The sequence below is a fragment of the Psychrosphaera saromensis genome (assembly GCF_002954545.1).
Classification (GTDB): domain Bacteria; phylum Pseudomonadota; class Gammaproteobacteria; order Enterobacterales; family Alteromonadaceae; genus Psychrosphaera; species Psychrosphaera saromensis.
In genome coordinates, this window is the sequence record NZ_MSCH01000003.1 from 492,280 (window position 1) to 516,850 (window position 24,571).

29 protein-coding genes are annotated in these 24,571 nt (G+C 37.5%); 13 read left to right on the forward strand and 16 right to left on the reverse strand.

What is annotated here, in order from left to right; genetic code table 11:
- Positions 1–92: 92 nt before the first annotated feature.
- The 5 genes from xerC to lptM all read right to left on the reverse strand — a co-directional run bounded on the left by xerC (position 93) and on the right by lptM (position 4,063).
- Complete coding sequence (gene xerC / locus BTO11_RS02220; RefSeq protein WP_105051049.1) at positions 93–1,010, reverse strand: tyrosine recombinase XerC; 918 nt, start codon at positions 1,008–1,010, stop codon at positions 93–95.
- 12 nt (positions 1,011–1,022) lie between these two features.
- Entirely contained in the window at positions 1,023–1,679 is a 657-nt protein-coding gene (locus BTO11_RS02225) for a DUF484 family protein (protein WP_105051050.1), read from the reverse strand.
- The gene (gene dapF, locus BTO11_RS02230; RefSeq protein WP_219846485.1) at positions 1,676–2,503 is read right to left on the reverse strand and encodes a diaminopimelate epimerase; all 828 of its coding nucleotides are present in this window, start codon (positions 2,501–2,503) and stop codon (positions 1,676–1,678) included. Before dapF ends, BTO11_RS02225 begins: the two co-directional genes overlap by 4 nt.
- Positions 2,504–2,567: 64 nt before the next feature.
- Entirely contained in the window at positions 2,568–3,818 is a 1,251-nt protein-coding gene (lysA, locus tag BTO11_RS02235) for a diaminopimelate decarboxylase (RefSeq protein ID WP_105051052.1), read from the reverse strand.
- 89 nt (positions 3,819–3,907) lie between these two features.
- Positions 3,908–4,063, reverse strand: coding sequence for an LPS translocon maturation chaperone LptM (gene lptM / locus BTO11_RS16685; RefSeq protein ID WP_373295200.1), 156 nt, complete (start codon positions 4,061–4,063; stop codon positions 3,908–3,910).
- A gap of 71 nt (positions 4,064–4,134) precedes the next feature.
- Between lptM and cyaY the strand changes: the two genes are divergently transcribed.
- The 7 genes from cyaY to BTO11_RS02270 all read left to right on the forward strand — a co-directional run bounded on the left by cyaY (position 4,135) and on the right by BTO11_RS02270 (position 10,071).
- Positions 4,135–4,452 (forward strand): iron donor protein CyaY, encoded by a 318-nt coding sequence (gene cyaY / locus BTO11_RS02240; RefSeq protein WP_105051053.1) that lies wholly within the window; start codon positions 4,135–4,137, stop codon positions 4,450–4,452.
- Between the two features lie 76 nt (positions 4,453–4,528).
- Positions 4,529–4,960, forward strand: coding sequence for a DUF2914 domain-containing protein (locus tag BTO11_RS02245; protein ID WP_105051054.1), 432 nt, complete (start codon positions 4,529–4,531; stop codon positions 4,958–4,960).
- A 111-nt stretch (positions 4,961–5,071) separates the two neighbouring features.
- A complete protein-coding gene (hemC, locus tag BTO11_RS02250; RefSeq protein WP_105051055.1) occupies positions 5,072–6,010 on the forward strand; it encodes a hydroxymethylbilane synthase in 939 nt (312 codons plus the stop codon).
- 26 nt (positions 6,011–6,036) lie between these two features.
- A complete protein-coding gene (locus tag BTO11_RS02255; protein ID WP_105051056.1) occupies positions 6,037–6,861 on the forward strand; it encodes a uroporphyrinogen-III synthase in 825 nt (274 codons plus the stop codon).
- 9 nt (positions 6,862–6,870) lie between these two features.
- The gene (locus BTO11_RS02260; protein ID WP_105051057.1) at positions 6,871–8,235 is read left to right on the forward strand and encodes a uroporphyrinogen-III C-methyltransferase; all 1,365 of its coding nucleotides are present in this window, start codon (positions 6,871–6,873) and stop codon (positions 8,233–8,235) included.
- Positions 8,235–9,434: a heme biosynthesis HemY N-terminal domain-containing protein gene (locus BTO11_RS02265; RefSeq protein WP_105051058.1), complete on the forward strand. Its 1,200-nt coding sequence runs from the start codon at positions 8,235–8,237 to the stop codon at positions 9,432–9,434. The genes BTO11_RS02260 and BTO11_RS02265 overlap by 1 nt, the downstream gene beginning before the upstream one ends.
- A gap of 40 nt (positions 9,435–9,474) precedes the next feature.
- Positions 9,475–10,071: a class I SAM-dependent methyltransferase gene (locus BTO11_RS02270; RefSeq protein ID WP_105051059.1), complete on the forward strand. Its 597-nt coding sequence runs from the start codon at positions 9,475–9,477 to the stop codon at positions 10,069–10,071.
- Between the two features lie 164 nt (positions 10,072–10,235).
- Here the strand turns inward: BTO11_RS02270 and BTO11_RS02275 are convergent, their stop codons facing one another.
- Positions 10,236–10,715 carry a hypothetical protein gene (locus tag BTO11_RS02275; RefSeq protein WP_105051060.1) on the reverse strand — a complete coding sequence of 160 codons (480 nt, stop codon included), beginning with the start codon at positions 10,713–10,715 and terminating at the stop codon, positions 10,236–10,238.
- A 306-nt stretch (positions 10,716–11,021) separates the two neighbouring features.
- The gene (locus tag BTO11_RS02280; RefSeq protein ID WP_105051061.1) at positions 11,022–12,086 is read right to left on the reverse strand and encodes a mechanosensitive ion channel family protein; all 1,065 of its coding nucleotides are present in this window, start codon (positions 12,084–12,086) and stop codon (positions 11,022–11,024) included.
- Positions 12,087–12,195: 109 nt separating this feature from the next.
- On the opposite strand from BTO11_RS02280, the gene BTO11_RS16400 reads away from it, so the two are divergent.
- Positions 12,196–12,579: a DUF2956 domain-containing protein gene (locus BTO11_RS16400; protein WP_146105450.1), complete on the forward strand. Its 384-nt coding sequence runs from the start codon at positions 12,196–12,198 to the stop codon at positions 12,577–12,579.
- A gap of 76 nt (positions 12,580–12,655) precedes the next feature.
- Here the strand turns inward: BTO11_RS16400 and BTO11_RS02290 are convergent, their stop codons facing one another.
- Together BTO11_RS02290 and BTO11_RS02295 are read right to left on the reverse strand one after the other, a co-directional pair.
- The gene (locus BTO11_RS02290) at positions 12,656–12,970 is read right to left on the reverse strand and encodes a DMT family transporter (RefSeq protein ID WP_105051062.1); all 315 of its coding nucleotides are present in this window, start codon (positions 12,968–12,970) and stop codon (positions 12,656–12,658) included.
- Positions 12,971–13,119: 149 nt separating this feature from the next.
- A complete protein-coding gene (locus BTO11_RS02295) occupies positions 13,120–13,656 on the reverse strand; it encodes a GNAT family N-acetyltransferase (RefSeq protein ID WP_105051063.1) in 537 nt (178 codons plus the stop codon).
- Between the two features lie 147 nt (positions 13,657–13,803).
- On the opposite strand from BTO11_RS02295, the gene BTO11_RS02300 reads away from it, so the two are divergent.
- A complete protein-coding gene (locus BTO11_RS02300) occupies positions 13,804–14,706 on the forward strand; it encodes a LysR family transcriptional regulator (RefSeq protein ID WP_105051064.1) in 903 nt (300 codons plus the stop codon).
- 32 nt (positions 14,707–14,738) lie between these two features.
- On the opposite strand, the gene BTO11_RS02305 is transcribed toward BTO11_RS02300, so the two are convergent.
- Positions 14,739–15,185 (reverse strand): GNAT family N-acetyltransferase, encoded by a 447-nt coding sequence (locus tag BTO11_RS02305; RefSeq protein WP_105051065.1) that lies wholly within the window; start codon positions 15,183–15,185, stop codon positions 14,739–14,741.
- A gap of 329 nt (positions 15,186–15,514) precedes the next feature.
- On the opposite strand from BTO11_RS02305, the gene BTO11_RS02310 reads away from it, so the two are divergent.
- Positions 15,515–16,441, forward strand: coding sequence for a LysR substrate-binding domain-containing protein (locus tag BTO11_RS02310; RefSeq protein ID WP_105051066.1), 927 nt, complete (start codon positions 15,515–15,517; stop codon positions 16,439–16,441).
- Positions 16,442–16,477: 36 nt separating this feature from the next.
- Here BTO11_RS02310 and BTO11_RS02315 read toward each other — a convergent pair whose 3' ends face one another.
- From BTO11_RS02315 to BTO11_RS02325, 3 genes are all read right to left on the reverse strand, one after another.
- On the reverse strand, positions 16,478–16,849 hold the full coding sequence (locus BTO11_RS02315; RefSeq protein ID WP_105051067.1) for a 2OG-Fe(II) oxygenase: 372 nt from the start codon (positions 16,847–16,849) through the stop codon (positions 16,478–16,480).
- A gap of 77 nt (positions 16,850–16,926) precedes the next feature.
- Positions 16,927–17,520, reverse strand: a complete 594-nt coding sequence (locus BTO11_RS02320) for an HD domain-containing protein (RefSeq protein WP_105051068.1) — start codon at positions 17,518–17,520, stop codon at positions 16,927–16,929.
- Positions 17,521–17,775: 255 nt separating this feature from the next.
- The gene (locus tag BTO11_RS02325) at positions 17,776–18,396 is read right to left on the reverse strand and encodes an RDD family protein (RefSeq protein ID WP_105051069.1); all 621 of its coding nucleotides are present in this window, start codon (positions 18,394–18,396) and stop codon (positions 17,776–17,778) included.
- A gap of 400 nt (positions 18,397–18,796) precedes the next feature.
- Here BTO11_RS02325 and BTO11_RS02330 point away from each other — a divergent pair, with 400 nt between their 5' ends.
- Together BTO11_RS02330 and BTO11_RS02335 are read left to right on the forward strand one after the other, a co-directional pair.
- Positions 18,797–19,672, forward strand: coding sequence for a DMT family transporter (locus BTO11_RS02330; RefSeq protein WP_105051070.1), 876 nt, complete (start codon positions 18,797–18,799; stop codon positions 19,670–19,672).
- Positions 19,673–19,777: 105 nt separating this feature from the next.
- Entirely contained in the window at positions 19,778–21,016 is a 1,239-nt protein-coding gene (locus tag BTO11_RS02335) for a leucine-rich repeat-containing protein kinase family protein (RefSeq protein WP_105051071.1), read from the forward strand.
- 128 nt (positions 21,017–21,144) lie between these two features.
- Here BTO11_RS02335 and trhO read toward each other — a convergent pair whose 3' ends face one another.
- Positions 21,145–22,131, reverse strand: a complete 987-nt coding sequence (trhO, locus tag BTO11_RS02340) for an oxygen-dependent tRNA uridine(34) hydroxylase TrhO (RefSeq protein ID WP_105051072.1) — start codon at positions 22,129–22,131, stop codon at positions 21,145–21,147.
- A 301-nt stretch (positions 22,132–22,432) separates the two neighbouring features.
- Between trhO and BTO11_RS02345 the strand changes: the two genes are divergently transcribed.
- Positions 22,433–22,972 (forward strand): DsrE family protein, encoded by a 540-nt coding sequence (locus BTO11_RS02345; RefSeq protein WP_181135820.1) that lies wholly within the window; start codon positions 22,433–22,435, stop codon positions 22,970–22,972.
- Between the two features lie 94 nt (positions 22,973–23,066).
- Here the strand turns inward: BTO11_RS02345 and BTO11_RS02350 are convergent, their stop codons facing one another.
- Positions 23,067–23,399, reverse strand: coding sequence for a hypothetical protein (locus BTO11_RS02350; protein WP_105051074.1), 333 nt, complete (start codon positions 23,397–23,399; stop codon positions 23,067–23,069).
- Between the two features lie 599 nt (positions 23,400–23,998).
- The gene (locus BTO11_RS02355; RefSeq protein WP_105051075.1) at positions 23,999–24,565 is read right to left on the reverse strand and encodes a hypothetical protein; all 567 of its coding nucleotides are present in this window, start codon (positions 24,563–24,565) and stop codon (positions 23,999–24,001) included.
- Positions 24,566–24,571 lie beyond the last annotated feature (6 nt).

Consider the following 24,571-nt stretch of genomic DNA (forward strand, 5'->3'; position numbering starts at 1 on the left):
AAAAGATGTGAATGTATGCGTGAACTAATAATATATAAGTGATGATTTTATTATTAAATTCAAGTGGTGTTTGTACGACTGATTAGATGTTGTTACTTTTTTGCCCTTGGGTGAGCACTGTCATAGACCTTAGCTAAGTGCTGGAAATCTAAATGGGTGTAAACTTGAGTGGTGGATAAATCGGCGTGGCCCAATAACTCTTGTACCGCACGCAAGTCACTGCTTGATTGTAATAAATGTGATGCAAACGAGTGGCGTAATTTATGTGGATGTAATGTGTTATTTAACCCTTGGCGTTTGGCCCAATAACTTAATCTTTGTTGCACTTGCCTAACACTGATCCTGTTGCCTAATTTACTAATAAACAGGGCGTCAGTTTCGGTTTTTAAAAACTCGCTTCTGCATTTTAACCACAGGTTTATTGCTTCAATTGCCATTCGGCCAACTGGCACTAACCTTTGTTTACTGCCTTTACCTGTCACGCGTAATTCTGCGTTGGTTAAGTCTATATCTAAACGGTTGATAGAGGTTAATTCCGCTAAACGTAAGCCGCTAGAATAAAACAATTCCATTATCGCCTTGTCTCTAAACTCTATGGTTTGCTCTGGGGTAAATGACAGTAATTGAGCGACTTCATCCACTTCCATATTTTTAGGCAGTGGTTTGTCGGTTTTTGGTGTGGTTAATAACTCAGTAGGGTCGAGTCGGATGACATTTTTATGCAGTAAGTATTTAAACAAACCTTTAACTGATGATAATTTTAACTGTAACGAACGGGGTTTTAATTTTGCTTCACGTAAACCTATTAGCCAACGTTTTAAGGCATTAGCATCCATTTTCGACCATGTATCACAGTTAGATTCAATGCAGAAATAGCATAAATGTAGGATGTTAGCTTGATAGGTTTTTAACGTTAATGTTGCATAGCCGCGCTCATATTTTAGATACGCTAAATATTGCATGATTTGCGGCTTAATCGACTCTGGTAAATGCTCAATATCGTTCAGCATTTTACAATACAACTAACAGGTAATATGTACAGCGTGACGACTTAACAATCGACCTAATTGATCAATGAATAAGGTATCCATCTGTGGATTAAAATGGTGAATTGAGCTAGAAGCAATCGCTGCAATGCCAAAGATAGTTTCTTCATCGCCAACCATATAGTTTAATTCAACTAACGCGACCGACTGTGCAAAACCGTCAAATACCGCTTCCATGATCTCTGGATACAAACGTCCCAAATAACTTGAATTGCCATCTAGTTTGGCTTGCAGATGAATGTAAGCTTCATCTTCTGGTTGTAATAATCTAAATTGCGCTAAAAATAGTTGTTCTTTACAGACATCATTAATGACTTTTTCTAACGTAGCGATAGAGTCACAACCGACCAATCCAAGGTACATATCACTAACAGAGCGGAAGATGACTTCATTTTGTCTGGCGTTAACCATCAAAGCGTTTAGCTCTTCTTCCATTTGCAGAATTTTTCCGCGTTGAATCTCCTGACGGCGCTCCAATAAAGAAGTGGTGCCGTGCGTTACGTGGGGAATACGTAACTGAGTCACTAGCTCAGGGTGATCAAGAAAAAAAGAAGGTGTCTGCTGTAGGTAGTCTTTGACTAACTCAGCATCCAGCTCAAGGTCTTCAAAATTAGGTGTCAGTAATTTGGTCATATATGCATCTGTCCATCAAATACGTATTCTGCAGGGCCTGTCATTTTAACTGGAGAATTCTCATCATGCCAGCGAATATGTAATGTCCCACCTGGTAAATCAACTTGGACTTTACTGTCCAATAAATTTTGTAAACGGCCAACAACAACTGCCGCACAAGCTCCGCTACCACAAGCTAAGGTTTCACCTGCGCCGCGTTCAAATACTCGTAATTTAATATGCTCACGATTAATAATTTGCATAAAACCAATATTGGCTTTTTCTGGGAAACGTTCATGTTGCTCTAAACGCGCGCCTAGTTCTTCAACTGGCGCAGTTAGTACATCGTCAACCACAGTCACACAATGCGGATTTCCCATAGAAACCACGCCACATATAACGTTGTCGTCATCCGCTTTTAATATATAGGTTTTTTCTTGCTGTTGAGCATTAAACGGCACTTTTTTAGGCTCTAAAATAGGGCGTCCCATGTTCACAGTTACTTGATTTTCACCTTCAAGATACAACACCATATTGCCAGATTTAGTGCTTACTTTAATCGCCGACTTATTGGTTAAACCTTGCAGTTGAACAAAACGGGCAAAACAGCGTGCGCCATTACCGCACTGAGAAACTTCACTGCCGTCTGCATTAAAAATTCTGTAGTGAAAGTCTAAGTCTGGATCATAAGGCGGTTCAACAACCAACAATTGATCAAAACCGATACCAAAGTTTCGGTTAGCCAATTGTTTAATTTGTTCTGGCGAGAAGTACACATTTTGTGTCACCCCATCAACCACCATGAAATCGTTACCCAACCCATGCATTTTTGTGAACTGTAACAACATCTTTGTCGGTTTTCCTAAGTTTGCCCTAAATCTTCCCTAAACTTACATAGTGAAGGTAAAATTAATCTTTTAATATAGACTCGCCAGCCCAAAGAGATTCAACTGTCTCTCTTTGTCTAACTAAATGCATAGTGTTGCCATCAACCATAATCTCAGCCGCTCTTACTCTTGAGTTATAATTTGAACTCATAGTAAAACCGTATGCACCGGCTGAACGTACCGCTAAATAATCGCCCGCTTCAACTGACAGCTCTCTATTTTTTCCTAAAAAGTCACCGGTTTCACACACGGGCCCAACTACATCATAGCTCAAAGAATCACTGTCTCTTTGCTCCACTGGAACAATATCCTGCCAAGCAGAATATAATGCAGGTCTAATATTATCGTTCATTGCAGCATCAACAATGCAAAAGTGTTTATCTTCGTTTTGCTTTAAAAACTCAACCTTGGTCAACAAGATACCAGCATTCGCCATAATCGCTCTGCCTGGTTCAAATAAAATAGTTAAGTCTGGTCTGTGTTTTAATTTTTCCATTAAGACTTTCATGTACTCAGACGGATGCGGTGGCGTTTCATCTTTATAAGTAACGCCCAAACCGCCACCAAGATCTAGGTGACAGATTGTTACACCTGCTGCCGCTAACTGATCAATCAATTTGATTAATTTGTCCAGCGCATCTAAAAATGGAGAAAGGTCAGTTAATTGTGACCCTATGTGACAATCAACACCTTGAACATTTAAATGCTCTTGCTGATTAGCCCATTTGAATAGTTCCACGGCATCGTCGATGTTAATGCCAAATTTATTTTCTTTTAAACCAGTAGAAATATAAGGGTGAGTACCCGCATCTACATTTGGGTTTACTCGCAACGAGATTGGTGCGATTTTATTCAATTCTTTTGCGACTGAATTTATACGATATAACTCAGCTTCAGATTCAACATTAAAACATTTAATACCAATCTCAAGCGCGTATTCAATTTCAGCTTCAGTTTTACCAACGCCAGAAAAAACAATTTTAGTTGGATCGCCACCAGCTTCTAATACTCGAGCTAATTCGCCACCAGATACAATATCAAAACCAGAACCAAGACGAGCCATCACGTTTAATACCGCTAAATTTGAGTTGGCTTTTACCGCATAACAAATTAAATGAGGATGTTCGCCGGCCGCATCATCAAATGCTTGCCAATGACGTTCAATGGTCGCACGAGAATAAACGTAAGTTGGTGTATTAAAAGCTTCAGCTATGTCTTTACATGCCACTTGCTCAGCAAATAAACTGCGATTCTGGTAACTAAAATAATCCAAGGCTCTTTCCTGTCTGGTAAATTTGGTCAATCAAGGTTAATCGTTTTGCTACTATTTTGAGGTTGATATTGTCTTAATAGCTTTTAAAATTACTTTTCAACAGATTCTGTTGACTCAGCAACGGGTTTTTCTTTAGGTAAAGTTAAAGGTCCACGTTGGCCACACCCCATTAGTTGTAGGGTCACTAGCGTTAAAATCAGGAGGGTTAGCCCCCTTTTACATAACTTATTAGAAGAATAATGCATGTTTTTACTGAATCTATTAAATTTGCCGCCTATAATCGCACGGTATAACGTAATTGCAAGCAGGAACTACTATGAACGACAGTGAATATCACAAATTAGCCGACGAATTCTTAAATAACTTACAAGACGCCATTGATGAAGTGGAATTTGACTTAGATTATGAAAGTGCAGGCGGTTTAGTGGAAGTTATTTTTCCTAACGCCAGCAAGATCATTGTTAACAAACAAGCTCCTTTGCACCAAATCTGGGTAGCGACAAAAGCCAACGGTCACCATTTTGAATATATAGATGGAAAATGGATAGACAATCGTGGCGGCTCTGAACTTTGGGCATTGTTAAGTGAAGCGGCAACCAAACAAGCCGGTGAAAAAATTACCTTAGCAATTTAAGATAATTAATTTAGAACTTAAATAACGTTAAAACGACACCCGAACCAACATATAAATAAAATTAGGAACTATTTAAATGACCAAATATATAACTCACGCTTTATTTTCTTTACTACTTTTAGCTGTTAGTTCTGTCGCTTATAGCGCTGAGACTGTTACTGATAGCGAAACCGTATTATCTGATAATATTCGCCGAGCTATTATTACTGACTCTATTGTAAAAAGAGAACCAGCATCTGATTTATCTAATACCAGTATCTCGACCGACGTCAGCAAAGTGTATTTGTTTACTGAAGTAATTGGTAAAGCGGGCACAATGATCACGCACAGATGGTTTTTAGATGGCAAATTAGAAGCAGAAGTTGTGCTAAAAATTGGTGGAAACCGTTGGAGAACTAACTCAAGTAAAACACTTGATCCAACTATGCACTTAGGCAGTTGGCAGGTTGAAGTTGTTGATGAAAAAAATCACGCAATTGCTTTGGTTAATTTCAACTACGGCGAATAAGCCGCTAGTAACAAAAAGAGGACTAACGCTTTAGTCCTCTTTAGCCTCAGTTTAATAACTGTTATTCTATCGTTATTAACGATATCCAATTATTAAGAATTAATTCAATTTATGACAAGTTCAACTAAACCAGTGATCCGTATCGCAACTCGTGAAAGTGCTTTAGCAATGTGGCAGGCCTATTATGTTAAAAATAAACTTGAACTTGCTCACCCAGAATTAACCGTTGTATTAGTACCAATGACAACCAAAGGTGATCAAATACTCGATACGCCTTTAGCGCTTATTGGTGGCAAAGCCTTATTTGTAAAAGAGTTGGAAGTGGCAATCTTAGAAGACCGAGCTGACATAGCGGTACATTCAATGAAAGATGTTCCGGTGGAGTTTCCAGAAGGCTTAATGTTACACACAATTTGCGAACGCGAAGACCCTCGTGATGCGTTTGTTTCTAATACCTATCAAGACTTTGCAAGCTTGCCAAATGGCGCAGTTGTTGGAACATCTAGCCTACGCCGTCAGTGTCAAATTAAAGCCTTGCGTCCAGACTTAGTAATAAAAGACCTTAGAGGCAATGTAAATACTCGCTTACGTAAATTAGATGAAGGTCAATACGACGCTATTATTTTAGCCGCCGCAGGTCTTATCCGTTTAGAAATGCCTGAGCGTATTAAACAACACTTAGACACTGATATGTTATTGCCAGCCAACGGACAAGGTGCTGTCGGCATAGAATGCAGAACTAACGATCCGCTAATTCAAGGTTACTTGGCCACGTTAGAGCACACAGAAACACGCATTAGAGTATTAACAGAACGAGCGATGAACAGAGCGTTAGAAGGTGGTTGCCAAGTACCAATTGGTGCATACGCAACGGTAGATGGCGATCAAGTTACGTTAAAAGGTTTAGTGGGTAGTTTAGATGGTTCCCATATTATTACTGACCAAGTCATAGGCGCGACCAGCCAAGGTGAAGCGCTAGGCACACAACTAGCCAAACAATTGTTAGCCCAAGGCGCAGATGTCATATTAAAAGAAGTATATAAAGGTTAATCACAGATTTTGAGGCGTTTATCTACATGTCACAAGCTAAACCACAAAAGACGTTAACTATACTAAATACTCGCCCATCCCCAATGGGCGAGGAATTACAACGGCTGCTTACGCCTCAATTTATTAGTCATCACTTTCCAACCGTAACCAATAAAGCCATTGAGTTACCAAATAAAGCACCGTTAAAACAATGGTTACAAGATAGTTCGTTTGCTTGGATATTTGTTAGCCGGCCAACCGCTATGTATTTCCGACAGTTGTTACAGCAATATGGACTAGATAACTTTTCTCCTGCAGGTGGTGTATTTGCCATTGGTGAGTCCACCAAGTCAGAATTAAAGCAGTTTATTAGAACGCCTAATGTTCCAACGCAATCAAACCAAGAAAACCATTCAACATTGCAAATAATGACACCTGAATTGTCGAATAGTGAGTCTTTCCTTACTATTAAGCAGTTAGATGACTACCAAAGTTTTGTGCAAGTTAAAGGCAAAGGTGGTCGAGAACTGATAGGCCAGTCTTTAACACAACGTGGTAAACAATATTTTCCACTGGAGTTATACCAAAGAGAAATGCTGCAATATTCCAGTAGCCAAGTCGACTCTTGGTTAGAGTGTGATTGTATATTGGCAACCAGCATTGATATTGCCAAAGGCATATTCACTAATTTATCACAGCAAAGTAGCCGCAAAAATATTCAGCTTTTGTTACATAAAATAAAGTGGGTAGTCTTGAGTGAAAGGATTAAACAGTTTTTAATAGACAACAAGATAAAAGAAGAACATATTTTTATCTGTGAAGAGTCGGATAATTCCTCTATTATCAATACGATCAATTTAATTTCTAAGTGAGATAACAGCATGGCTCAGGATAAAGAATCCAAGACATCAAAAACTTCAAATGAATTAACGCCACAAGGTGAAAACGAAGTAGTAGATGCCAAGAACTCAACAGCAGCAAAACAAGATGACAGCTTATCGACTCAAGAGTCGTTGGCTAAACTTGAGTCAGAAGTAAAACAATCTCGTGCTGCAGAAAAAGAAACTAAATCAAAAAATACGGCAAGCTCAAAAGCAAAAGCCAGTAAAACGGCTGAAGCAAAGAGTACTGAAACATCGTCATCGGCTAACAGCTCAAAAAACGCTGAGAAAAAGATCCGCACGGAAAAAACTAAAAAACCAAGAAGTTGGTTAGCTATATTCGCCTTTATATTTAGCGTTGCGGTCTCTGCTTTTGTCGGATTTTTTTGGTGGCAATCTCAACTGTGGTTTAAAAACCAAGAACAATTAGAGCAGCTTAAACAGCAAAGCATAGTTAATACCCAACAAATGCTGAATCAACTGCAAACTAAATTAACCCAATTAGAAGTGATGAGTGAGCAGAAGCTTAATCAAACAGAAGACGATACCAAACAAATTAACGACTCGCTAAGTAGTTTAGCCGTTCGTATTAAAGAACTAGGTAAGAGCCAACCAAATTATTGGCTAGCCGCAGAAGCGGGTTATTTGATCAACTTAGCCGAGCGCCGTTTATTAGTAGAACAAGATGCCAATACTGCGATTCAATTATTGTTGGATGCCAACCAAAGATTAACTGCGATGCAAGACCCTAGCGTGTTCCATATTAGAGAAGCGCTTAGTGAAGATATTGCGTCTTTGTACAGTATTAAACAGCCTGACTCAGACAGTGTTTATTTAGCGTTATCTGGCTTAATTGAAGAAACTAAAACTATAAAATTTGCTCAGGTTTATATTCCAAAGCCTAATGCTAACGTAACAAAAGAACAGCACGTAAGCTCAGAAGTTAACGACTGGAGCGACAATTTACTTATTAGTGTAAGACGCTTTTTTGGTAACTTTATCACCATCACACGTCGTGATGCAGCAATTCAGCCGCAATTACCTGCAGATCAAAAATGGTTTGTCCGCTCTAACTTAACCACGCAAATGTTAATGGCACAAAATGCAGTGGTAGATAAAAATCAGGCGATATATGACGACGCGTTGAAGAAAATTGAAGATTGGATCCTGCAATACTTTGATGCTTCCGATACACGAGTTGCAGCCGTAACTATGACTTTAATTGAGTTAAAACAAAAAGACATTGGTCTCGTTTTACCTGAAGAATTAAACGCCCAACCTCTAATAGCCAACTACCTTCAAAAACAAATATCATTGAGGGAAAAGGTAAGTGAAGACGACCAAGGTCAGGGGAAAGATAAATAATGACTAAGTTAATAAAAGGCTTAATTGTCCTGGCTTTATTCGGCGCTATGCTCTTTATTGCCCCCAATATTATGCATCAACAAGGTTACATTTTATTTTCGCTAGGCAACTGGACTCTTGAAGGTTCTGTGGTGCAGTTTATTATTGTCATTACCGTGACTGTGCTTATTTTGCTAGCGGTTTGGTTAATCGTAAAATACTTAGTTTTATTTTTAATCCGACCATCAAAGTGGTGGCAAGATAGATACGCAAGAACTCACGCAAATTTCTTTCAAACGGGTGTGGATTACATGGCACTTGGCCAATGGAAAAGTGCTGCAGAGCAGTTTTTAAAAGTAAAACGCATATCAAAAAAACAAACCGCAGCTGAGTTAGCCTTAGTGTGTGCTGCACGCGCTAACAATCCAGAATTAAGTGACGATATCACTAAACGCTTAGCATCCAATTTTGAACTGTCCGACGCAAATCAACAATTTGCTAGCTTGTTAATTTTAGTCCAGCAACAGCAGTTCCCGGAAGCGTTAGTCTTGTTAAATAAATTAAACTTACCGGTATTAAAACAAACCACCGCGTTTCAGCAATTATGGTTAGCAATACAACTGAATAACCATGCATGGAGTGAGGTTAATAAACAACTAACAAAAATGCACAAGCAAGCTTTAAAACAATCTAGTGGTGCCGTTGAAGAATGGAACTTGCACCTTTATGAAACGTTTAATATGGCCTTTGTTAGCTACATTACTCAATACTCTACTAACCAGTTGCAACAAGTTTGGGATCAACTATCAAAAGCTAATCAACAGATAAATTCTGTATCAGAAGCATATGTAGCGGCGATAGCATCACAAGGCGTGTCACAACATATTGAAAACCTATTATGCGACTCAATGTCTCACAGTGGTAATCAATGGGTATTAAACAACGTTAGACGCTGTTATAAAATTGCAGGTAAAGTCCACATGGACAAGCTTTTCACTTTGGTACAAAAGCAAATTAACAAAAACCAAGAAGACAAAGTATTGTTAACCATATTTGCTTATTTAGCCGCTGGTCAAAAAGATAACCAACTAGCCAAACAAGCACTAGAACAAGTGATTTACAGCAATAAAAACAAACTAGACACAACCTTATACGCCAACGTATTAGCCGAACTCGGTGAAGTAAGACGCAGCGTAGAAGTGTTTCAAACGATAAGTTAGTGTTAATACTGCTCAGTAGCAATAAAAACCGAGGCCAGTTATGTGGGATAAAAGGTATAGCAATGAAGAATTCGCTTATGGTACTGAGGCAAATGACTTTTTAAAGTCTGAATTTGCTCAGATACCAAAAGGCGGAAAGGTGCTTTGTTTGGCTGAAGGCGAAGGCAGAAATGCCGTCTTTTTAGCTAAACAAGGTTATCAAGTTACCGCCGTGGATCAATCTCCTGTTGGGCTAGTTAAAGCTAAAAACTTTGCTTCTCAAAACGGTGTCGAGATATCAACCATAGTCGCCGACTTAAATGACTACGATCTTGGCGAAAATACTTGGGATGGTATCGTTTCCATTGCTGCACATGTTCCACCTTTTTTGCGTAAAAAACTGCATACTCAAGTTGTAAAATCGTTAAAAGCTGATGGCATTTTTATTTTAGAAGCTTATACAGAAAGACATCTTGAAATGGATGGCGTTGGCGGTCCACCAAATAAAGAGCTACTTATGTCCCTTAAGGAATTAACCATAGAATTAAATGGTTTAGAGTTTGTTATTGGTCAAGAAGTTGATAGGCATATATCTGAAGGTAAATTCCATCAAGGTGAAAGTTCAGTAGTACAAATTGTTGCTCGCAAAAACTCTTAAGAGCTTAAACCAATTTTTTATGCAGACGGTTAAACCACCTTCTTCGAAGTTTTTACTTATCTATGGAAGTAAATAAAAAATGGAGTTCACTTTCTCACGTGAAGAACAAACTCCGTTTTATTTACCTGCGTTACATATTTTTATCTGCTATTTTTACCAGCTGCTTAATCAATAAAAGTATCTTGCTGTTTATTACTTTTAGCAAAAATAAGTCCGACAACAATAAACGCAAAAAACAAAATGTGTAACCACAGTTTTGGACCTACCGATGTGTTTAAAGCAGATAAAGAACTAAAGGCTGGAATTTGTTCAGTCGTTATTAGTTTTACCACCCATTCATTAGCGGGTGTTGCAGTCAATGTCGTTACCCAGCCCAATACCAGAACTTGACCGACATTAACCAATGAAGAGCTGTTAAAGTTAAATATAACCGACGAAAGTACTGCGTAAAATATTGAAACACTCACATGAACAAACCAAGACAAAACTAACGCAGTGCATTCGCTGTAAGCACCAAGCTTAACGTAAGCATCTGCATGTCTTGACGTTAATGTTGCCATACCAAAAAGAGGCTGAACCAGAATAAAAGCAATGCTGGCAATAATGCCCACGACGATAGCGGTGATAAATGTATTTTTATTCATGATTTGCCTTGTTAGATTCAAATAGTAAGTTCAGTAACTAATAGAAAGGGGTTTACGCTTTATAATTTCAAAAAGAGTTTTTAGTTACCTTGTTGCACAAATTTACTCATAGCATGAGTATGTTAATAAGAGTCAGATGATAAAAATGAGATAAAAAAGTCAGGCTATAAATCTCTTTATAGCCTGACTTTTGTATTGATGTACTGATTTTATACGATGCTTAAAACAAGCAATTTAAACCACGCAGTTAAACCTCTCAGTTAAACCACTCATTTAAAAAGGGACTGCTACTTACCTTTAAATTTCTTAGGCTATCGTACTCTCTGTTTGCTCTACTTGTAATCTTTGTGTTGGGTAAGCAAAATCGCCACCTAGTTCTAGTACTAACTCACCAATATCCAACAACACTTTTTGTTTATGCTCGTGGAAAGTAACCCAGTCTGTAGTGATGGTCATGCAGTAGATTAAGATATTTAACGACGACTCACCGTAACCATTAAAATTAACAATTTTAGTTTGATCCTGTGCCACCAGCTCAGACTCATTTAAGTATTGAGTGATTTGTTTGACAATATCTTGCACTAGTTTCATATCGTCATAACGCACAGTAATTGTTTCTTGAATTCGCCTGTGGGTCATACGCGATGGGTTTTGCACCGTAATATTGTTAAACGCAGAATTTGGCACATACAAAGGACGTTTATCAAAGGCACGGATTTTAGTGATGCGCCAACCTATGTATTCTACCGTCCCTTCTATTTCTCTATCTGGAGAACGTATCCAGTCGCCTACCTGAAACGGCTTATCTAAATACAACATAATGCCACCAAACCAGTTGGACACTAAATCCTTGGAAGCAAAGGCTAATGCAGCACCAGATACACTCCCCATAGCAATTAGCCCTGTTGCGTCTAAACCTAATAGGTCAAAAGCCACAATCACTAAAATTAAGGTTAATAACAAACGGCCTATTTTGGCTAAACCAATGACCGCCGTTTGATCTAATTTCCCGCTACCTTCACCTGACAAGCTTAGTCTTTCGTAGCTATTTATAATTCTAAAGCCATACCAGCTAAGATGCAGAGCGACTAAAATTGGTAAAACTTCGTATTGATCTAAGTTTAAATTAAACCCGAATATCACATCGCTGGTTTCTATTAATGCCCAGACTGCACTAGTAAATAATAAAAACTTGGCTGGGGTATAAATAGAACTAATACACACACTCAAAAAAGAGCCCGACGTTTGATTAACTAATTTTGTCTTAAACAACCGCAAGATAACAACGCCCGACAAAATCATAATAAGGGCAACTAACTGACTAAAGTAATCTTGATTTGGGTCAAACAGATATAATGCGTCTTCTAACATACGGTTCCTATAAAAGTGTAATGATTTTAATAATGCGAAAAGGGGTAAGTTAACGTATTCTTAGGCGGTATAAAACCTATTCACGTATTTTGGATTAAAAATTTCTCCTATGACTAAAAATTCAGTATCTGCACAAACCGAAGATCAATCCTTAGAAATTGCTAAAGCAACACAAAAACCAGGCCAAACCAAAGAGCAAACTAAGCTAATTGCTAAAGGCATTGAAAAAGGCATTGCTGAATACAAAAAACGTCAAAAAGCCAAAGCGCGTGACCTAGACAAAAAACGTAAAAAGTTAGATGCCAAACAAGAATCATTAGAACAAAGCGCAAACGAACTAAACGATGACTTATTAAGTGCAAAACAAAGTAAAAAGCAACGCACAATGCAGGCATCAGATACTGGTTCACCGCATTATTATACGTCGTTCGCCTACATTATGTTGATATTAACCTTGTCTTGGATCACCTTTCACATGATCACAGTTCATTAAGCTCTTGAATTCGCACTCCTAAATTCGCACTCCTGAATTAAACCAACTTCATTAAAAGCGTTCTAACTTTAGAGCGCTAACTTAAAAGCTTAAGCCCAACCACACCAGCAAATATTAGGCACAAGCATAAAATTTGCTGAATGGATAAAAATTGGTTAAAAAAGTAATGATTAATTATCGATATAGAAGAAGCGCCAACGGCCAACCAGACTAAATAAGCCACGTTAATTGGGATCTCTTTTAACGCTATTGAAAATAGTATTAAGCTCAATACCATACAAAATACAGCTAAGATGACGTAAGGGATGTTGGTAAAAGATTCAGACTTTTGAATGCCGAGCAACCAGCCCGCTTCCAAAATACCTGCAATAAATAAGATAAACCAATACATATATAAACGCTCTATTATAAGTAGGGGTCGTCCCCTGATAAAATAGAGCGGTGAGGTCGTCCTCACATCGTTTGATTTTTTATTTTGATAATTGAATGCCACATTGGTAGCGCGGTGATCATAACAAAGATTATATAAAAATAAACAATCTAACTCTCACATTGATAGTACACAACCTCAGTGTCACCGAGAGGATCTTTATGTAAGGTTTTTTCAATAAAGTGCATGCCAATTTTTTTCATAATATTAATAGAGCCTGCATTATCTGAGTCGGCAATTGCGCTAAAATCACCTGAATAACCATTATCAACGAGCCCTTTCTTTACGGCTAATGCAGCTTCTGTGGCGTAGCCTTTACCCCAACTGCCTTGTTTAAATCGCCAACCTAGCTCTAAGTTATTGAGTTCAGGTGCTTCTGTAAAAAATTCCATTGGACGCACCAAAATCCAACCAATATATTGATTGGTTTCAAGCACATTAACTTGCCACAGCCCCCAACCATTTTGTTTATTAGTGAACTTGTTAACCCTTGGCACAAACGTATTAACTATGGTCTCCATCGATGTTTTTTTACCGCCGTTAATATAGCGCATCACCTCAACATCTTGGTCTAATTCAAACCAAAGCGGCGCATCTTGCTCAGTCATTAATTTAAAGCTTAATCTCGCTGAGTTATTAATTTTCATTTCCACACGGCCTTACTTAAGACGATTACACTAAAAACATAAATATGCATTTATTGTTTCCATTTAAGAGTGAATAAAATTACATTTACAGGTTAATCCATTACAATCGTCAAATATACTTTACTCTTCTTTTTATTAGGAGCTTTCATGCCTACCAGTTTTAAGTCTTTAGAAGGCATTGTTGCGTTTGTTGAAGTCGTTTCCAACGGCAGTTTTACCAAAGCCGCTGAAATAAGCGGACATTCAACGTCTTATATAAGTAAAGAGATCACTAAGTTAGAAGAGCGATTGGGCGTGCGCTTGCTTAACCGAACTACGCGTTCTTTAAGCCTAACACCTGAAGGCGAGATGTATTACCAGCAATGCCAACAAATTGTTAGTGATGCAGTAGACGCTGAACAATCCATGACAGGTCAACAACAAAAACCCAAAGGCTTATTGCGCGTAAGCTGCCCAGTTAACTTTGGCTTATCAAAATTACGTCCCGTTTTAGCCAAGTTCACAAGCCAACATAAAGGCGTGCAGCTAGATTTAGAGTTAAACGATAGAAAAATAGATATGGTCGCCGAAGGTTATGACGTAATAATAAGAGCGTCTCTTCAACAAGAAGATTCAAGCTTAATTAGCCGACGTTTTATGAAGTCAGAAGTTATTACTGTTGCCTCGCCTAGCTACCTTAGAAAAAACGGTTTACCGAAAAAGCCAACCGACTTAGCGGTTCATCAAACAATAAGTTACGGCTATGTAAAACAACCTAAACTTTGGATGTATATCGACAAAAATGGTCAACCAATTCATGTGAATGTTGATAGCCAAGTGACCACCAACAGCGGCGAGATGAACCTTGCATTATCTATTGCAGGAAAAGGCATTACCCGCATCCCTAGATTCCATTTAAATGATGAGATCACAGATAATAAACTAGTCGAGCTATTTGAAGACTACCCTCAAATTGATGTAGACATACATTTGGTTTACCCAAGCCGTAAACATATGTCGAGCAAAGTAAGAAGCTTTATTGATTTTGTGATCGCTGAGTTAGGTGATTAAACGTATCAATACTAAACAATATTTCTTGATGGTTATTTATACACATCTAGTTGATGTAATTCCATAAACGATTCTGGAGAGCTTAAAGCTTTAAAACCAAACTGTTCATAAAGGCTATGGGCATCACTTGTAGCAAGCACCATACGTCGAATGCCTTGCAGATCAGGATGCTTAATAATGTCTTGCATGATCAACTTACTTAAACCTTTACCTCGATGTTCTTTTGATACAAAAACATCAGCTAAGTATGCGAATGTTGCAGAATCCGTAATCATACGAGCAAATGCAACCTGTCTACCGCATTCAGTAAAAACACCAAAACAAAGTGAATTATTTATAGCTTTTTCCATTGTATTTAATGGGATGTTTTTAGCCCAGTAAGAGTTAGATATAAAGCCATGTATTGTCGTTAAATCCATATCTTTTAAATCTGAACTCGTTTTGTAACCTGCAACCACTGTAAACTCCTTAATAAGCATGACAGCCTAATATACGAAAATAATGTAATAAGTAAAAATAATTTCATTATTTCACTTTTGATTTGTTTGTTATCAACAAACAATAACACTTACTTATAATATGACTGTTGTTCTGCATTTATTCCTTGCCCTATTTTAGTCATCCAATCATTCAACTTTTGTATAAGTTTTGATTTGACATTTGATTGTTCTTTAGCCTTGTGTACACTGTATTTATTAATACTCATGCGTATGCACTGCCCTTTATTGATATTGATTTAGCAATATTCTGTATTAATAACGTGCGAAATACGAACAATCAAAATCAACTTACAATATAAGTAAAACTTATGGATAAACGTTTAAGACATATTGGTTTATTACGCTGTTTTGATGCCGCAGCTAGGCATCAAAGTTACAGTTTAGCCGCTGAAGAACTGTCAATTTCACAAGCAGCGGTAAGCCAACAAGTCCGTAATTTTGAAGAACATTTTCAGGTGAAACTGTTTAGTCGAGAAGGGCGCGTTATGCGTTTGACTAAACAAGGTAAGACCTTGTCTAACTCAGTGACAAAAGCGTTTAGTGAACTATCGTTAGGTTTTGATCGTATCCAAATCGAACCTGAAAACGGTGTATTAACCGTAACCGCGTCTCCGTCTTTTTGCTCCAGATGGTTGGTACCTAGATTGTGGAAGTTCTCTAGTTTATATCCCGATATTCAGGTACGCGCATTAGCCTCATCCCAATATGAAGATGTTAGGCATTCAGAAATAGACGTAGCGATTCGTCAAGGTGAAAAGCAAGTTAGTAACGTACATCAGGAAACACTCATCTTAGATCCTATTTTTCCGGTTTGTTCTCCTAAGGTGTTAGAACAACATGGACTAACAAGCCCAGAACAAATAAACCAATGTTGGTTAGTTGAGGCGATAGATCATACTTGCAGTAAAACCAGTAATGGCTTTAACAGCCCTAACGGGTTTAGTTGGAATGATTGGTTTAATTTAGCAGGAATACCCCTGAATGAAGACCATCATAAATGGATGGAAGTAACGACATGGGAAATGGGAATTAATGCCGTATTAAGCGGACATGGCATATTTTTAACTTCAGGCTGCATGGCTCAAGATTTAATAGAATCTGGAGCGTTAGTGAAACCTTTTAATATTCAAATTGAACCTGGGTTAAAGTTTTCATTGTTATACGATGAAGAGTCACCAAGGATTGCAAGAATCAAGGTATTCACCGACTGGTTGAAAAAAGAATTACTTAAATAAATGTGTAGATTAATAATGATTTCATCCGTTAAATCCTTATTCAGACTTTGTTTTGTTAGTGTCTCTCACCCAACCTATGCTAAGTAAATATCTATTACCTTTAACTACTTTTGACACTTGATGTTGGCAAATATCAGGGCGGAAAAACTTAATTCGCTTAGTTTCAAAAATAGGATTTTGGCACAAAAACTCTCCGCCTTGCTCTGCACTTTTTAACACTATGTTGAGACGATAATGTTTACCTGATTTTACCTTGTCAGTATGTGGCGTTATCTCACTGCCTTCTGGGAATCTAAGTAAATAAGTATCAAACTTGATTGGCCACAATGCCCCACACAGTAACATCTTGTCATATCCCGACTTCTGCCGACCTAACTCCCAACGAAATAATTTACTAAAAAAAGACATATCACTCCAAAATAATATGGCGAATAAAGTATCTAATTAAAGCTTACTTATGCCGAATTTCATCAACAATTAACTTCTTACGCATCAACTAGCCAGCCTTGCTCAACCGCATAATCTATTTGCTGACAAACGTATAACCACAAATCTGGTGCTAAACCTTCAAGGAATCTATTACGTTTCATCACTTGTGATTTATTTACCTTATGCCTAACCCAACTTCCACCTTCATTTCTCATGTTTTGTAATAGCGGTAAAATACTGTCTATTGCTTTAGCAAATCTGGCATCTACAGTTTGGGCCTCTTCAAACTCTAACCATAATTGGTTAAACGTTTGGAACTGTTTTTCCGGCAATAAACCAAATAGTCGCTCTGCGGCTACAATTTCTTTATCTTGTTGATAAGCTAGTGCTTTTTGATCTGAAAATGCAAACATATCACCTGCATCAATTTCTACAATGTCATGAATTAATAACATACACATTACACGGGAAATATTAACTTTTTCTGCCGCATACTCATGAAGTATGTGAGCCGTCAAGGTTATGTGCCAACTATGCTCTGCACTATTTTCGAATCGATTTTTATCTGACTTAACAAGTGCTTGTCGGTAAACCCCTTTCAGTCGGTCTAATTCAATTATAAAGTCTAATTGTTGATTGAGTTCTTGCATTGGTTATCCAAAGTTTGAATTAATGAGTGTCGGCTGTAGTCACGCAAAAGAAGTTAGGGTTTATTTGTGGGAGTTATAGTATTGCTCTGTATTACATCATAGCCGTTAACGGTAAATCGTTAAGGATTGTAACAATAAAATTAGCCTGCTGCATACCGACTAATAGGAATAGACAATGGAAGTTTTAATGTTCTAAACCTCAGGCCCCATATTACATTTATTAAAGTGGGTTACTTACATAACCCACTTACATATTTATTCTGCTTTTTCTGCGTCTGTATCGCCATCTACATAACACACTTTAGTTTTTGCAATGTAGTCATGCAAACAGCGCTTGTCTTTGCCAAAAATAAATAATGGATCGACGAAACCAGCAATAATGCTACCAACACCTGGAATAAAACTAATGACTTGCATAGGTAACATACGTTTAAGCAAAATTGTAGAGAATGTAGCCTGAGTGCCATCTAGGTTCTCAACTCTTATACCCATATAATGCTTGCCAATAGTTTGAGCATAATTATAAAGAAGATAACCATGTAAAATTAACAAAATGGTTAAACCATAGAGAAATGATAAAGCCATCACTTCAAAAGTTTCTTCTTGCAGTTTTTCTAAACCAACATAAAAAATCATAGGTAAACTAACTATAATTGCAATTAGTCCATCAACAATAGCGGCTGCAAATCTATGCCCTCTAGAAGCTAAATCACCTTCAATTATTGGCGCGCCCTGATTTTCAGGTTGTTGCTGTTTTTGTAAAATTAAATCGTCAATTAATTTGGCTCTTTCAGGATAAAGATCTCGGTCAATTGATGCGGCAGAAGAATGTAATTCTTCCAAAGAATAATTAGAAAAATCTACGTTTGAGTCCATAAGCGAACACTCCATTGTTTAACGCCCTATTTATAATTTATAAACCAATCACTAGCGGGCGGATAATCCAGTAATCGGTTACATTTTTCACTCTACAACGCCAGAGAATAACAAAATCACTAACAAATTTTTACACTGTGACATTTACCAATATAGGTACATACAGCGTAGCGTATTTAAAGAGTCTTACCAATTTGGATAGCTGTAATTTGTTTGAGGCGACTGACATTTAGTTTGTTAATCAATTACATTAATTTACATTTACTTGATATTCAATAGATTATTTTAACTCAAGGTAACTATAAATTTAAAAAATGTAAAAAACAAAACCTTGCACAATACCTTTAACCCGATAATCTACAGCCACACAAGATTGACTAAACACAAAAGCGAACACACCTTGAGCTGGATATTCTTCACCGTATTAGCCGCCTTTATGCAAACCTGGCGCAACGCGTTACAAAGTAAATTAAGCAAACAAGTTAATACTTCTGGTGTGACATTAGCGCGCTTTTTATTTGCCACACCAATAGCCGTTATTTATCTACTTTCTTTGTATTCTTACGAAACTCAAATCATCCCAACGTTTAATCAAACCTATTTGATGTACATAGTCATTGCGTCTGTTGTGCAAATTTTTGCAACGGCGCTAATGGTTATTTTATTTAAGCAGAGAAACTTTGCGGTTGGAGCTGGTTTAGCCAAAAGTGAAGCTTTAGCTGCGGGTGTATTAGGCATGTTATTTTTTGGCAGCCAGTTATCTATTTTAGGTTGGCTAGGTATCGCACTTGGTACTTGCGCCGTATTTATTCTAAGTGGATTCACCAGTAGAAGTACGCTAAATATAAAAACGGTTTTAATTGGTTTGTCATCAGGAACCTGTTTTGCTCTTACTATGCTATTTGTTCGTGAAGCCAGTTTAGAGCTTAACGTTCCTTTTCCATACAGCGCAGCTTGGTCGTTAGTTTGGGTGTTATGTATACAAACTGTTTTACTAGGAAGTTATATTTTTTACCGAGAACCGGAAACCTTTAAGCAACTAAAACAACATCCTAGAATTACCTTAGCTATCAGTTTTACTAGCTGTATTGGCTCAATTGGCTGGTTTAGTGCCGCGGCTTTACAATATGTGGCGTATGTTAAAACGGTAGGGCAGATAGAAATACTCTTTACTATTATCCTTTCTGTATTTTGGCTAAAGCAACCCGTTAAGAAGAACGAATTAGTCGGCTTAACATTAATCTCTATTGCTGCAGTGCTTGTCATGTGGAGCTAGTTTACATATGACAGTTGCGATGTAAGCTACCTATAACAACAGTCTGATTTTAGTCTCAGTTTCTTATACAATACGCATATAATTTTGTTAATTTGAAATGTTACTTTGCAAACGATTAAACAATTACTCTCTGGTGAATTAGCCGGAACCATGTCTTTAAAGCTTTCTGAAAATCTGACATCAGTACCTGTAGAAATATTATCTCTGGCCGACACTTTAGAGATTTTAGATTTATCTGGGAATCAGTTAACGCACTTGCCAGACTTTCTTACACAGCTGCCTAAACTTAGAATTATTTTTGCCTCTAATAACCTGTTTGAAACCTTGCCTGAAGTATTAGGACAATGTAAAAACTTGGAAATGGTTGGCTTTAAAGAAAACCAAATTTCTTATGTACCTGAGGCTTCATTACCAGCCAAACTACGTTGGTTAATATTAACTAACAACCAACTACAAACGTTACCTGACTCGTTAGGTCAAAGACCTAATTTACAAAAACTAGCGCTAGCTGGAAACAAGCTAACTTGTTTGCCGGCAAGCTTAGTGAACTCAAGTAAGCTTGAATTACTGCGAATTTCAGCCAATGAGATGACTGAATTTCCTGAGCAGTTATTATCATTACCTAAACTCGCATGGTTTGCTTTTGCTGGTAATCCGTTTAGCCAATCAAATGTTGAAATAAAGTCGGTGCCGTTAGTTAAAAAGTCGAGTTACCAGTTACAACAGGTATTGGGACAAGGTGCTTCTGGTGTTATATCCAAAGCCAAATGGCTGAGTACACAAACTGACTTTCCTGATGAAATTGCAGTTAAAGTATTTAAAGGTGAGATCACCAGCGACGGTTATCCAGAAGATGAATTACAAGCTTGTTTAAAGGTAAAAACACATCCAAATTTAGTGCAATCTTTAGCGCAAGTTAAAGATGATGGTGAACTTGCTTTGGTTATGGCTCTTATCCCACACAACTACATAAATTTAGGTTTACCACCAAGCTTTGCAACCTGCACCCGCGATACATTTAGTAAAGGCTTTACCCTGCCAATCACAAAAATAACTAAAATTGTGCAGCAAATGACAAACGTATTTGAACATTTACATGACGACCAAGTTTGTCATGGTGACTTATATGCGCATAATACTTTGATAGATGAAGATGCGAATATCATATTTGGCGACTTTGGCGCAGCAACTATGTATCACATGTTAACTGACTATCAACAACAAGCTATTAAGCAAATAGAACAAAGAGCCTTGTATTGTTTTATTGATGATCTGCTAACAATTTGTGCTGATAAAGATAAAAAGTCGGAAGATTATGACAACTTAAAAAGTCTAATTTCTTAAGCCGTTTTACTTTGCTTAGACGGAGCCTTTAATTTGACGCATAAAAAAACGAGCATTAACTAATGCTCGTTTTTTATTAACAGTCATAACTGAAATAATGTTACTTCTGCTTGGTTATTTTTAATTTACTATTTCTGCTTAGCGCGCGCTTGCTCTTTAAGTTGTTTTTTCTCTTGCTGGCGTTTCAATAGCGCTTCTGTTGCGTCAGAACCAATATGTTCTTCACCACGTTCATGAGCTAAATCAATTTGCTTTTGACGCTCAGCAAAGCGTGCACGTTGCTCATCTGTGACTTTATCTACACAATGTGGACAAGAAATACCTTTAACATAATGCTCTGATTGCATTTCTTCTTGTGTAATTGGCATACGACAAGCGTGACATTGGTCGTATTTGCCTTTTTCTAAGCTGTGATCAACCGCAACACGGTTATCAAATACAAAGCAGTCACCTTCCCACATGGTTTCTTCTTGTGGTACTTCTTCCAGGTACTTTAAGATACCGCCTTCAAGGTGATACACCTCGTCAAAGCCTTGCTCTTTCATATACGCCGTTGATTTTTCACAACGAATACCGCCGGTGCAGAACATGGCAACTTTTTTGTTTTTTGCCGGATCTAGGTTTTTAGCTACGTATTCTGGGAATTCTCTAAAGGTTTCTGTTTTTGGATTAACCGCACCTTGGAATGTACCAATTTGGATTTCATAATCGTTACGAGTATCCACCAAAATCACATCTGGATCTGAGATAAGCGCATTCCAGTCTTTTGGTTTTACGTAAGTACCCACTACCTGTAAAGGATCAATTCCTTCGACACCCATAGTCACGATTTCTTTTTTAAGTTTTACCTTAGTGCGGTAAAACGGCATGCTGTCGTCGAAACTTTCTTTGTGGGAAATACCGGCTAAACGTGGGTCTTGTTGTAACCAAGTTAATACTGCATCTATCCCTTCACGAGATCCTGCAACAGTACCGTTAATGCCTTCTTCGGCTAATAACAAGGTACCTTTAACCTGATTGTCTTCCAATGTTTGTTGTAATGGTTGACGTAATTCTTGATAATTTTCTAAGCGCACAAACTTATACATTGCGCACACTACTACTTGTGATGACATATTGTCTTCCTCTTTGCCCCCTGAGTCGTAAACCCAGAGCATTGCGGATAAATTAAGTGCGGCATTATACGGTTTTTGTTTGATAAATAAACGGGTAGATAATAAGAAACAACAAGTTATTGATCTCGCTCAATATAATAATACTTCAATTACTAATTGAGTGAGGTATTCGCCCCTCCCACTTTAAATCCTTTTATTTTTTAGTAAAAATCACTAGAGTGACTACAGCCATTAAAGCAAACATAAAAAAACATTAATCAATTACGCCAAGCGACCCAGCATTGCGTAACAGGGAATGAATATGAAATTATTAATCATAGTGACCTTAGTGTTGCTACTTAGTAGTGTATTAAATAAAAGCATCGCAGCTGAGTTTACAGATGGCCCCATTATTTTTGGCTATGGCAAACATACGCCAGTGCAACAAGATATAAAGCCTGAAAAAGGTGCTCAGCTAAAAGTGGTGTTCGATGTAGCTAAAGCAGGCAAAGATGGGGAAGTTAACCGAGGTTTTAACAGCGTCGCTCGATTTTTAAATATGCATGTCGCCAATGGCATACCAGCCGAAAACATTCATCTAGCCATTGTAGTTCACGGTAGCGCCAGTAACGAGATGTTAAATAATAAAATGTATTTAGCTAAATATGGCAAAGATAATCCGAACATTGAGCTCATTTCTACTTTATTGAAAAACAAGGTTGAGTTTATTCAATGTGGACAATCCGCGGCTTATCATAAAATTTCTAACCAGGACATGATTGAAGGTGTTGATATGGCATTATCCGCCATGACAGCCCACACAATTTTAGCAGCCAAAGGTTATAGTCAAAATCCGTTTTAACGGCAAGTTAAGGTGCCACAACGAAAGTGGCATTACCATTCGCACAGCGAAAGCGCTATGCGTTAGTGGTCCCCGTTAAATACCTTGTTATAAATTATTGATAATAGTTTTTATTTTTGATTAAACACAGAATGAAAACGATAGAAACTAAAGTACCGAATGGAAATATTAAAAGGCATAAAACCGAGACAGCTATTGCAGCCTTTCTGGCTATTTCCTTCCGCATAAACAAACCAACACATATAGCAGGGACTAAGATAGAACCCAAAACGCCAACAGAAAGCCAAGTGCTAACATCCTCAGAATTAATAAGTTTCAGGATGAGAGCACCATAAATGAACTTTAATATGAAAATAACTATATAAGCCGCGATCGAGTTAATGATCAATACTAAATCTTTTGAGTAGCTCATTTCATTATCAGACAATTAGTACACCTTTGTGTAATATTTATAACAATTCATTTAATTAGCAAAAGTTGCATCATAGATTTCTTTAGGTAATGCTATTGCTGGTGCATTACTACATATTCGTTCAATTTCACTATCACTAAGTTCTTCACCTTTTAGCTCTTTTGCTTTTTTTATAAATCAACTCAAAAATTTCATTGAACATGCTAATTTCCTTATACACCTAACAGCTTAGTAGCGCGAATTCCTGTTTAAGGGCGTTATCCATAGGTGGTTTTATTCCGCTAATAAACTTTTTATAATTAGTTTTGTGGCAATAACTTAGCAGTTGATTTAACTATAAACAATTGATTTTGGCAAAACCTGCCATAGCATTACAAATTCACTTACTTTCATTGATATCTGTATATGGACATAGTTAATTATCTGCTTTGGTTTTTTAATTAGAAGTAAGGAAGCCAAGCTTTATTTGATTATAACAGCGCCAACATTTAGAGGCTTTATAAACATTGCTCAATTCAAGGATGAAGGGATGTGTGGTTGAAAGCAGATGCAGGCTCTTAAAGTAAAAAGTAGCCTGCATTTTTATTTGCTGGATATTCAAAAAAGACGACTTACTAAATAATCTCTTCATTTGCTGGTAATACAACAGGAGCGCCAAACGTTGGTGCATCATCAGTCTGATTAGCGCCTTTCTTTTTAGTTTTCACAGGCGTGCTTTTAATGCTTTTTTCTTCCTCGCCCACTTGGACTATTAAAGTCAAAGCTCGGCCGCTTTTCATGCCATTACTTTGAGTTTTTACAACTGCATATAAATAATAACGGCCAACTTCAGTTGCGCTTACTTCAAATGGAAATGTCGTTACGCCGTTTGATAACCTAGCATTTATTTCTGTAGTACCACTAACAATAGAAAGACCATCAGAAGCAGATACCTTTATTTCCATATCACCAGAGCTGTATTTACTGTCAATAGCAAGGTCGATTAAGTATGGAACTCCAGCTTCCGCTAAACTTACTTTGCTATTAAGCAAAGAAACGGCAGAACCTTGTTTTTGATACGTTGTCGTATTTTTTGTATAACTGTCGGCAGCAACTGCATCAGTGATATTTGACTCAGTTTGACAAGCTGATACACCCACAGCAACTAAGCTGGTTAAACATAATATTGATAGAATTTTCATAAATTA

Bases quoted from the DNA above. Each gene is read 5' to 3' on its own strand.
- xerC (WP_105051049.1), bottom strand. From the start codon at position 1,010: ATGCTGAACGATATTGAGCATTTACCAGAGTCGATTAAGCCGCAAATC.
- BTO11_RS02225 (WP_105051050.1), bottom strand. From the start codon at position 1,679: ATGACCAAATTACTGACACCTAATTTTGAAGACCTTGAGCTGGATGCT.
- lptM (WP_373295200.1), bottom strand. From the start codon at position 4,063: ATGCATTATTCTTCTAATAAGTTATGTAAAAGGGGGCTAACCCTCCTG.
- cyaY (WP_105051053.1), top strand. From the start codon at position 4,135: ATGAACGACAGTGAATATCACAAATTAGCCGACGAATTCTTAAATAAC.
- BTO11_RS02245 (WP_105051054.1), top strand. From the start codon at position 4,529: ATGACCAAATATATAACTCACGCTTTATTTTCTTTACTACTTTTAGCT.
- hemC (WP_105051055.1), top strand. From the start codon at position 5,072: ATGACAAGTTCAACTAAACCAGTGATCCGTATCGCAACTCGTGAAAGT.
- BTO11_RS02255 (WP_105051056.1), top strand. From the start codon at position 6,037: ATGTCACAAGCTAAACCACAAAAGACGTTAACTATACTAAATACTCGC.
- BTO11_RS02260 (WP_105051057.1), top strand. From the start codon at position 6,871: ATGGCTCAGGATAAAGAATCCAAGACATCAAAAACTTCAAATGAATTA.
- BTO11_RS02265 (WP_105051058.1), top strand. From the start codon at position 8,235: ATGACTAAGTTAATAAAAGGCTTAATTGTCCTGGCTTTATTCGGCGCT.
- BTO11_RS02270 (WP_105051059.1), top strand. From the start codon at position 9,475: ATGTGGGATAAAAGGTATAGCAATGAAGAATTCGCTTATGGTACTGAG.
- BTO11_RS02275 (WP_105051060.1), bottom strand. From the start codon at position 10,715: ATGAATAAAAATACATTTATCACCGCTATCGTCGTGGGCATTATTGCC.
- BTO11_RS02280 (WP_105051061.1), bottom strand. From the start codon at position 12,086: ATGTTAGAAGACGCATTATATCTGTTTGACCCAAATCAAGATTACTTT.
- BTO11_RS16400 (WP_146105450.1), top strand. From the start codon at position 12,196: ATGACTAAAAATTCAGTATCTGCACAAACCGAAGATCAATCCTTAGAA.
- BTO11_RS02290 (WP_105051062.1), bottom strand. From the start codon at position 12,970: ATGTATTGGTTTATCTTATTTATTGCAGGTATTTTGGAAGCGGGCTGG.
- BTO11_RS02295 (WP_105051063.1), bottom strand. From the start codon at position 13,656: ATGAAAATTAATAACTCAGCGAGATTAAGCTTTAAATTAATGACTGAG.
- BTO11_RS02300 (WP_105051064.1), top strand. From the start codon at position 13,804: ATGCCTACCAGTTTTAAGTCTTTAGAAGGCATTGTTGCGTTTGTTGAA.
- BTO11_RS02305 (WP_105051065.1), bottom strand. From the start codon at position 15,185: ATGCTTATTAAGGAGTTTACAGTGGTTGCAGGTTACAAAACGAGTTCA.
- BTO11_RS02310 (WP_105051066.1), top strand. From the start codon at position 15,515: ATGGATAAACGTTTAAGACATATTGGTTTATTACGCTGTTTTGATGCC.
- BTO11_RS02315 (WP_105051067.1), bottom strand. From the start codon at position 16,849: ATGTCTTTTTTTAGTAAATTATTTCGTTGGGAGTTAGGTCGGCAGAAG.
- BTO11_RS02320 (WP_105051068.1), bottom strand. From the start codon at position 17,520: ATGCAAGAACTCAATCAACAATTAGACTTTATAATTGAATTAGACCGA.
- BTO11_RS02325 (WP_105051069.1), bottom strand. From the start codon at position 18,396: ATGGACTCAAACGTAGATTTTTCTAATTATTCTTTGGAAGAATTACAT.
- trhO (WP_105051072.1), bottom strand. From the start codon at position 22,131: ATGTCATCACAAGTAGTAGTGTGCGCAATGTATAAGTTTGTGCGCTTA.
- BTO11_RS02345 (WP_181135820.1), top strand. From the start codon at position 22,433: ATGAAATTATTAATCATAGTGACCTTAGTGTTGCTACTTAGTAGTGTA.
- BTO11_RS02355 (WP_105051075.1), bottom strand. From the start codon at position 24,565: ATGAAAATTCTATCAATATTATGTTTAACCAGCTTAGTTGCTGTGGGT.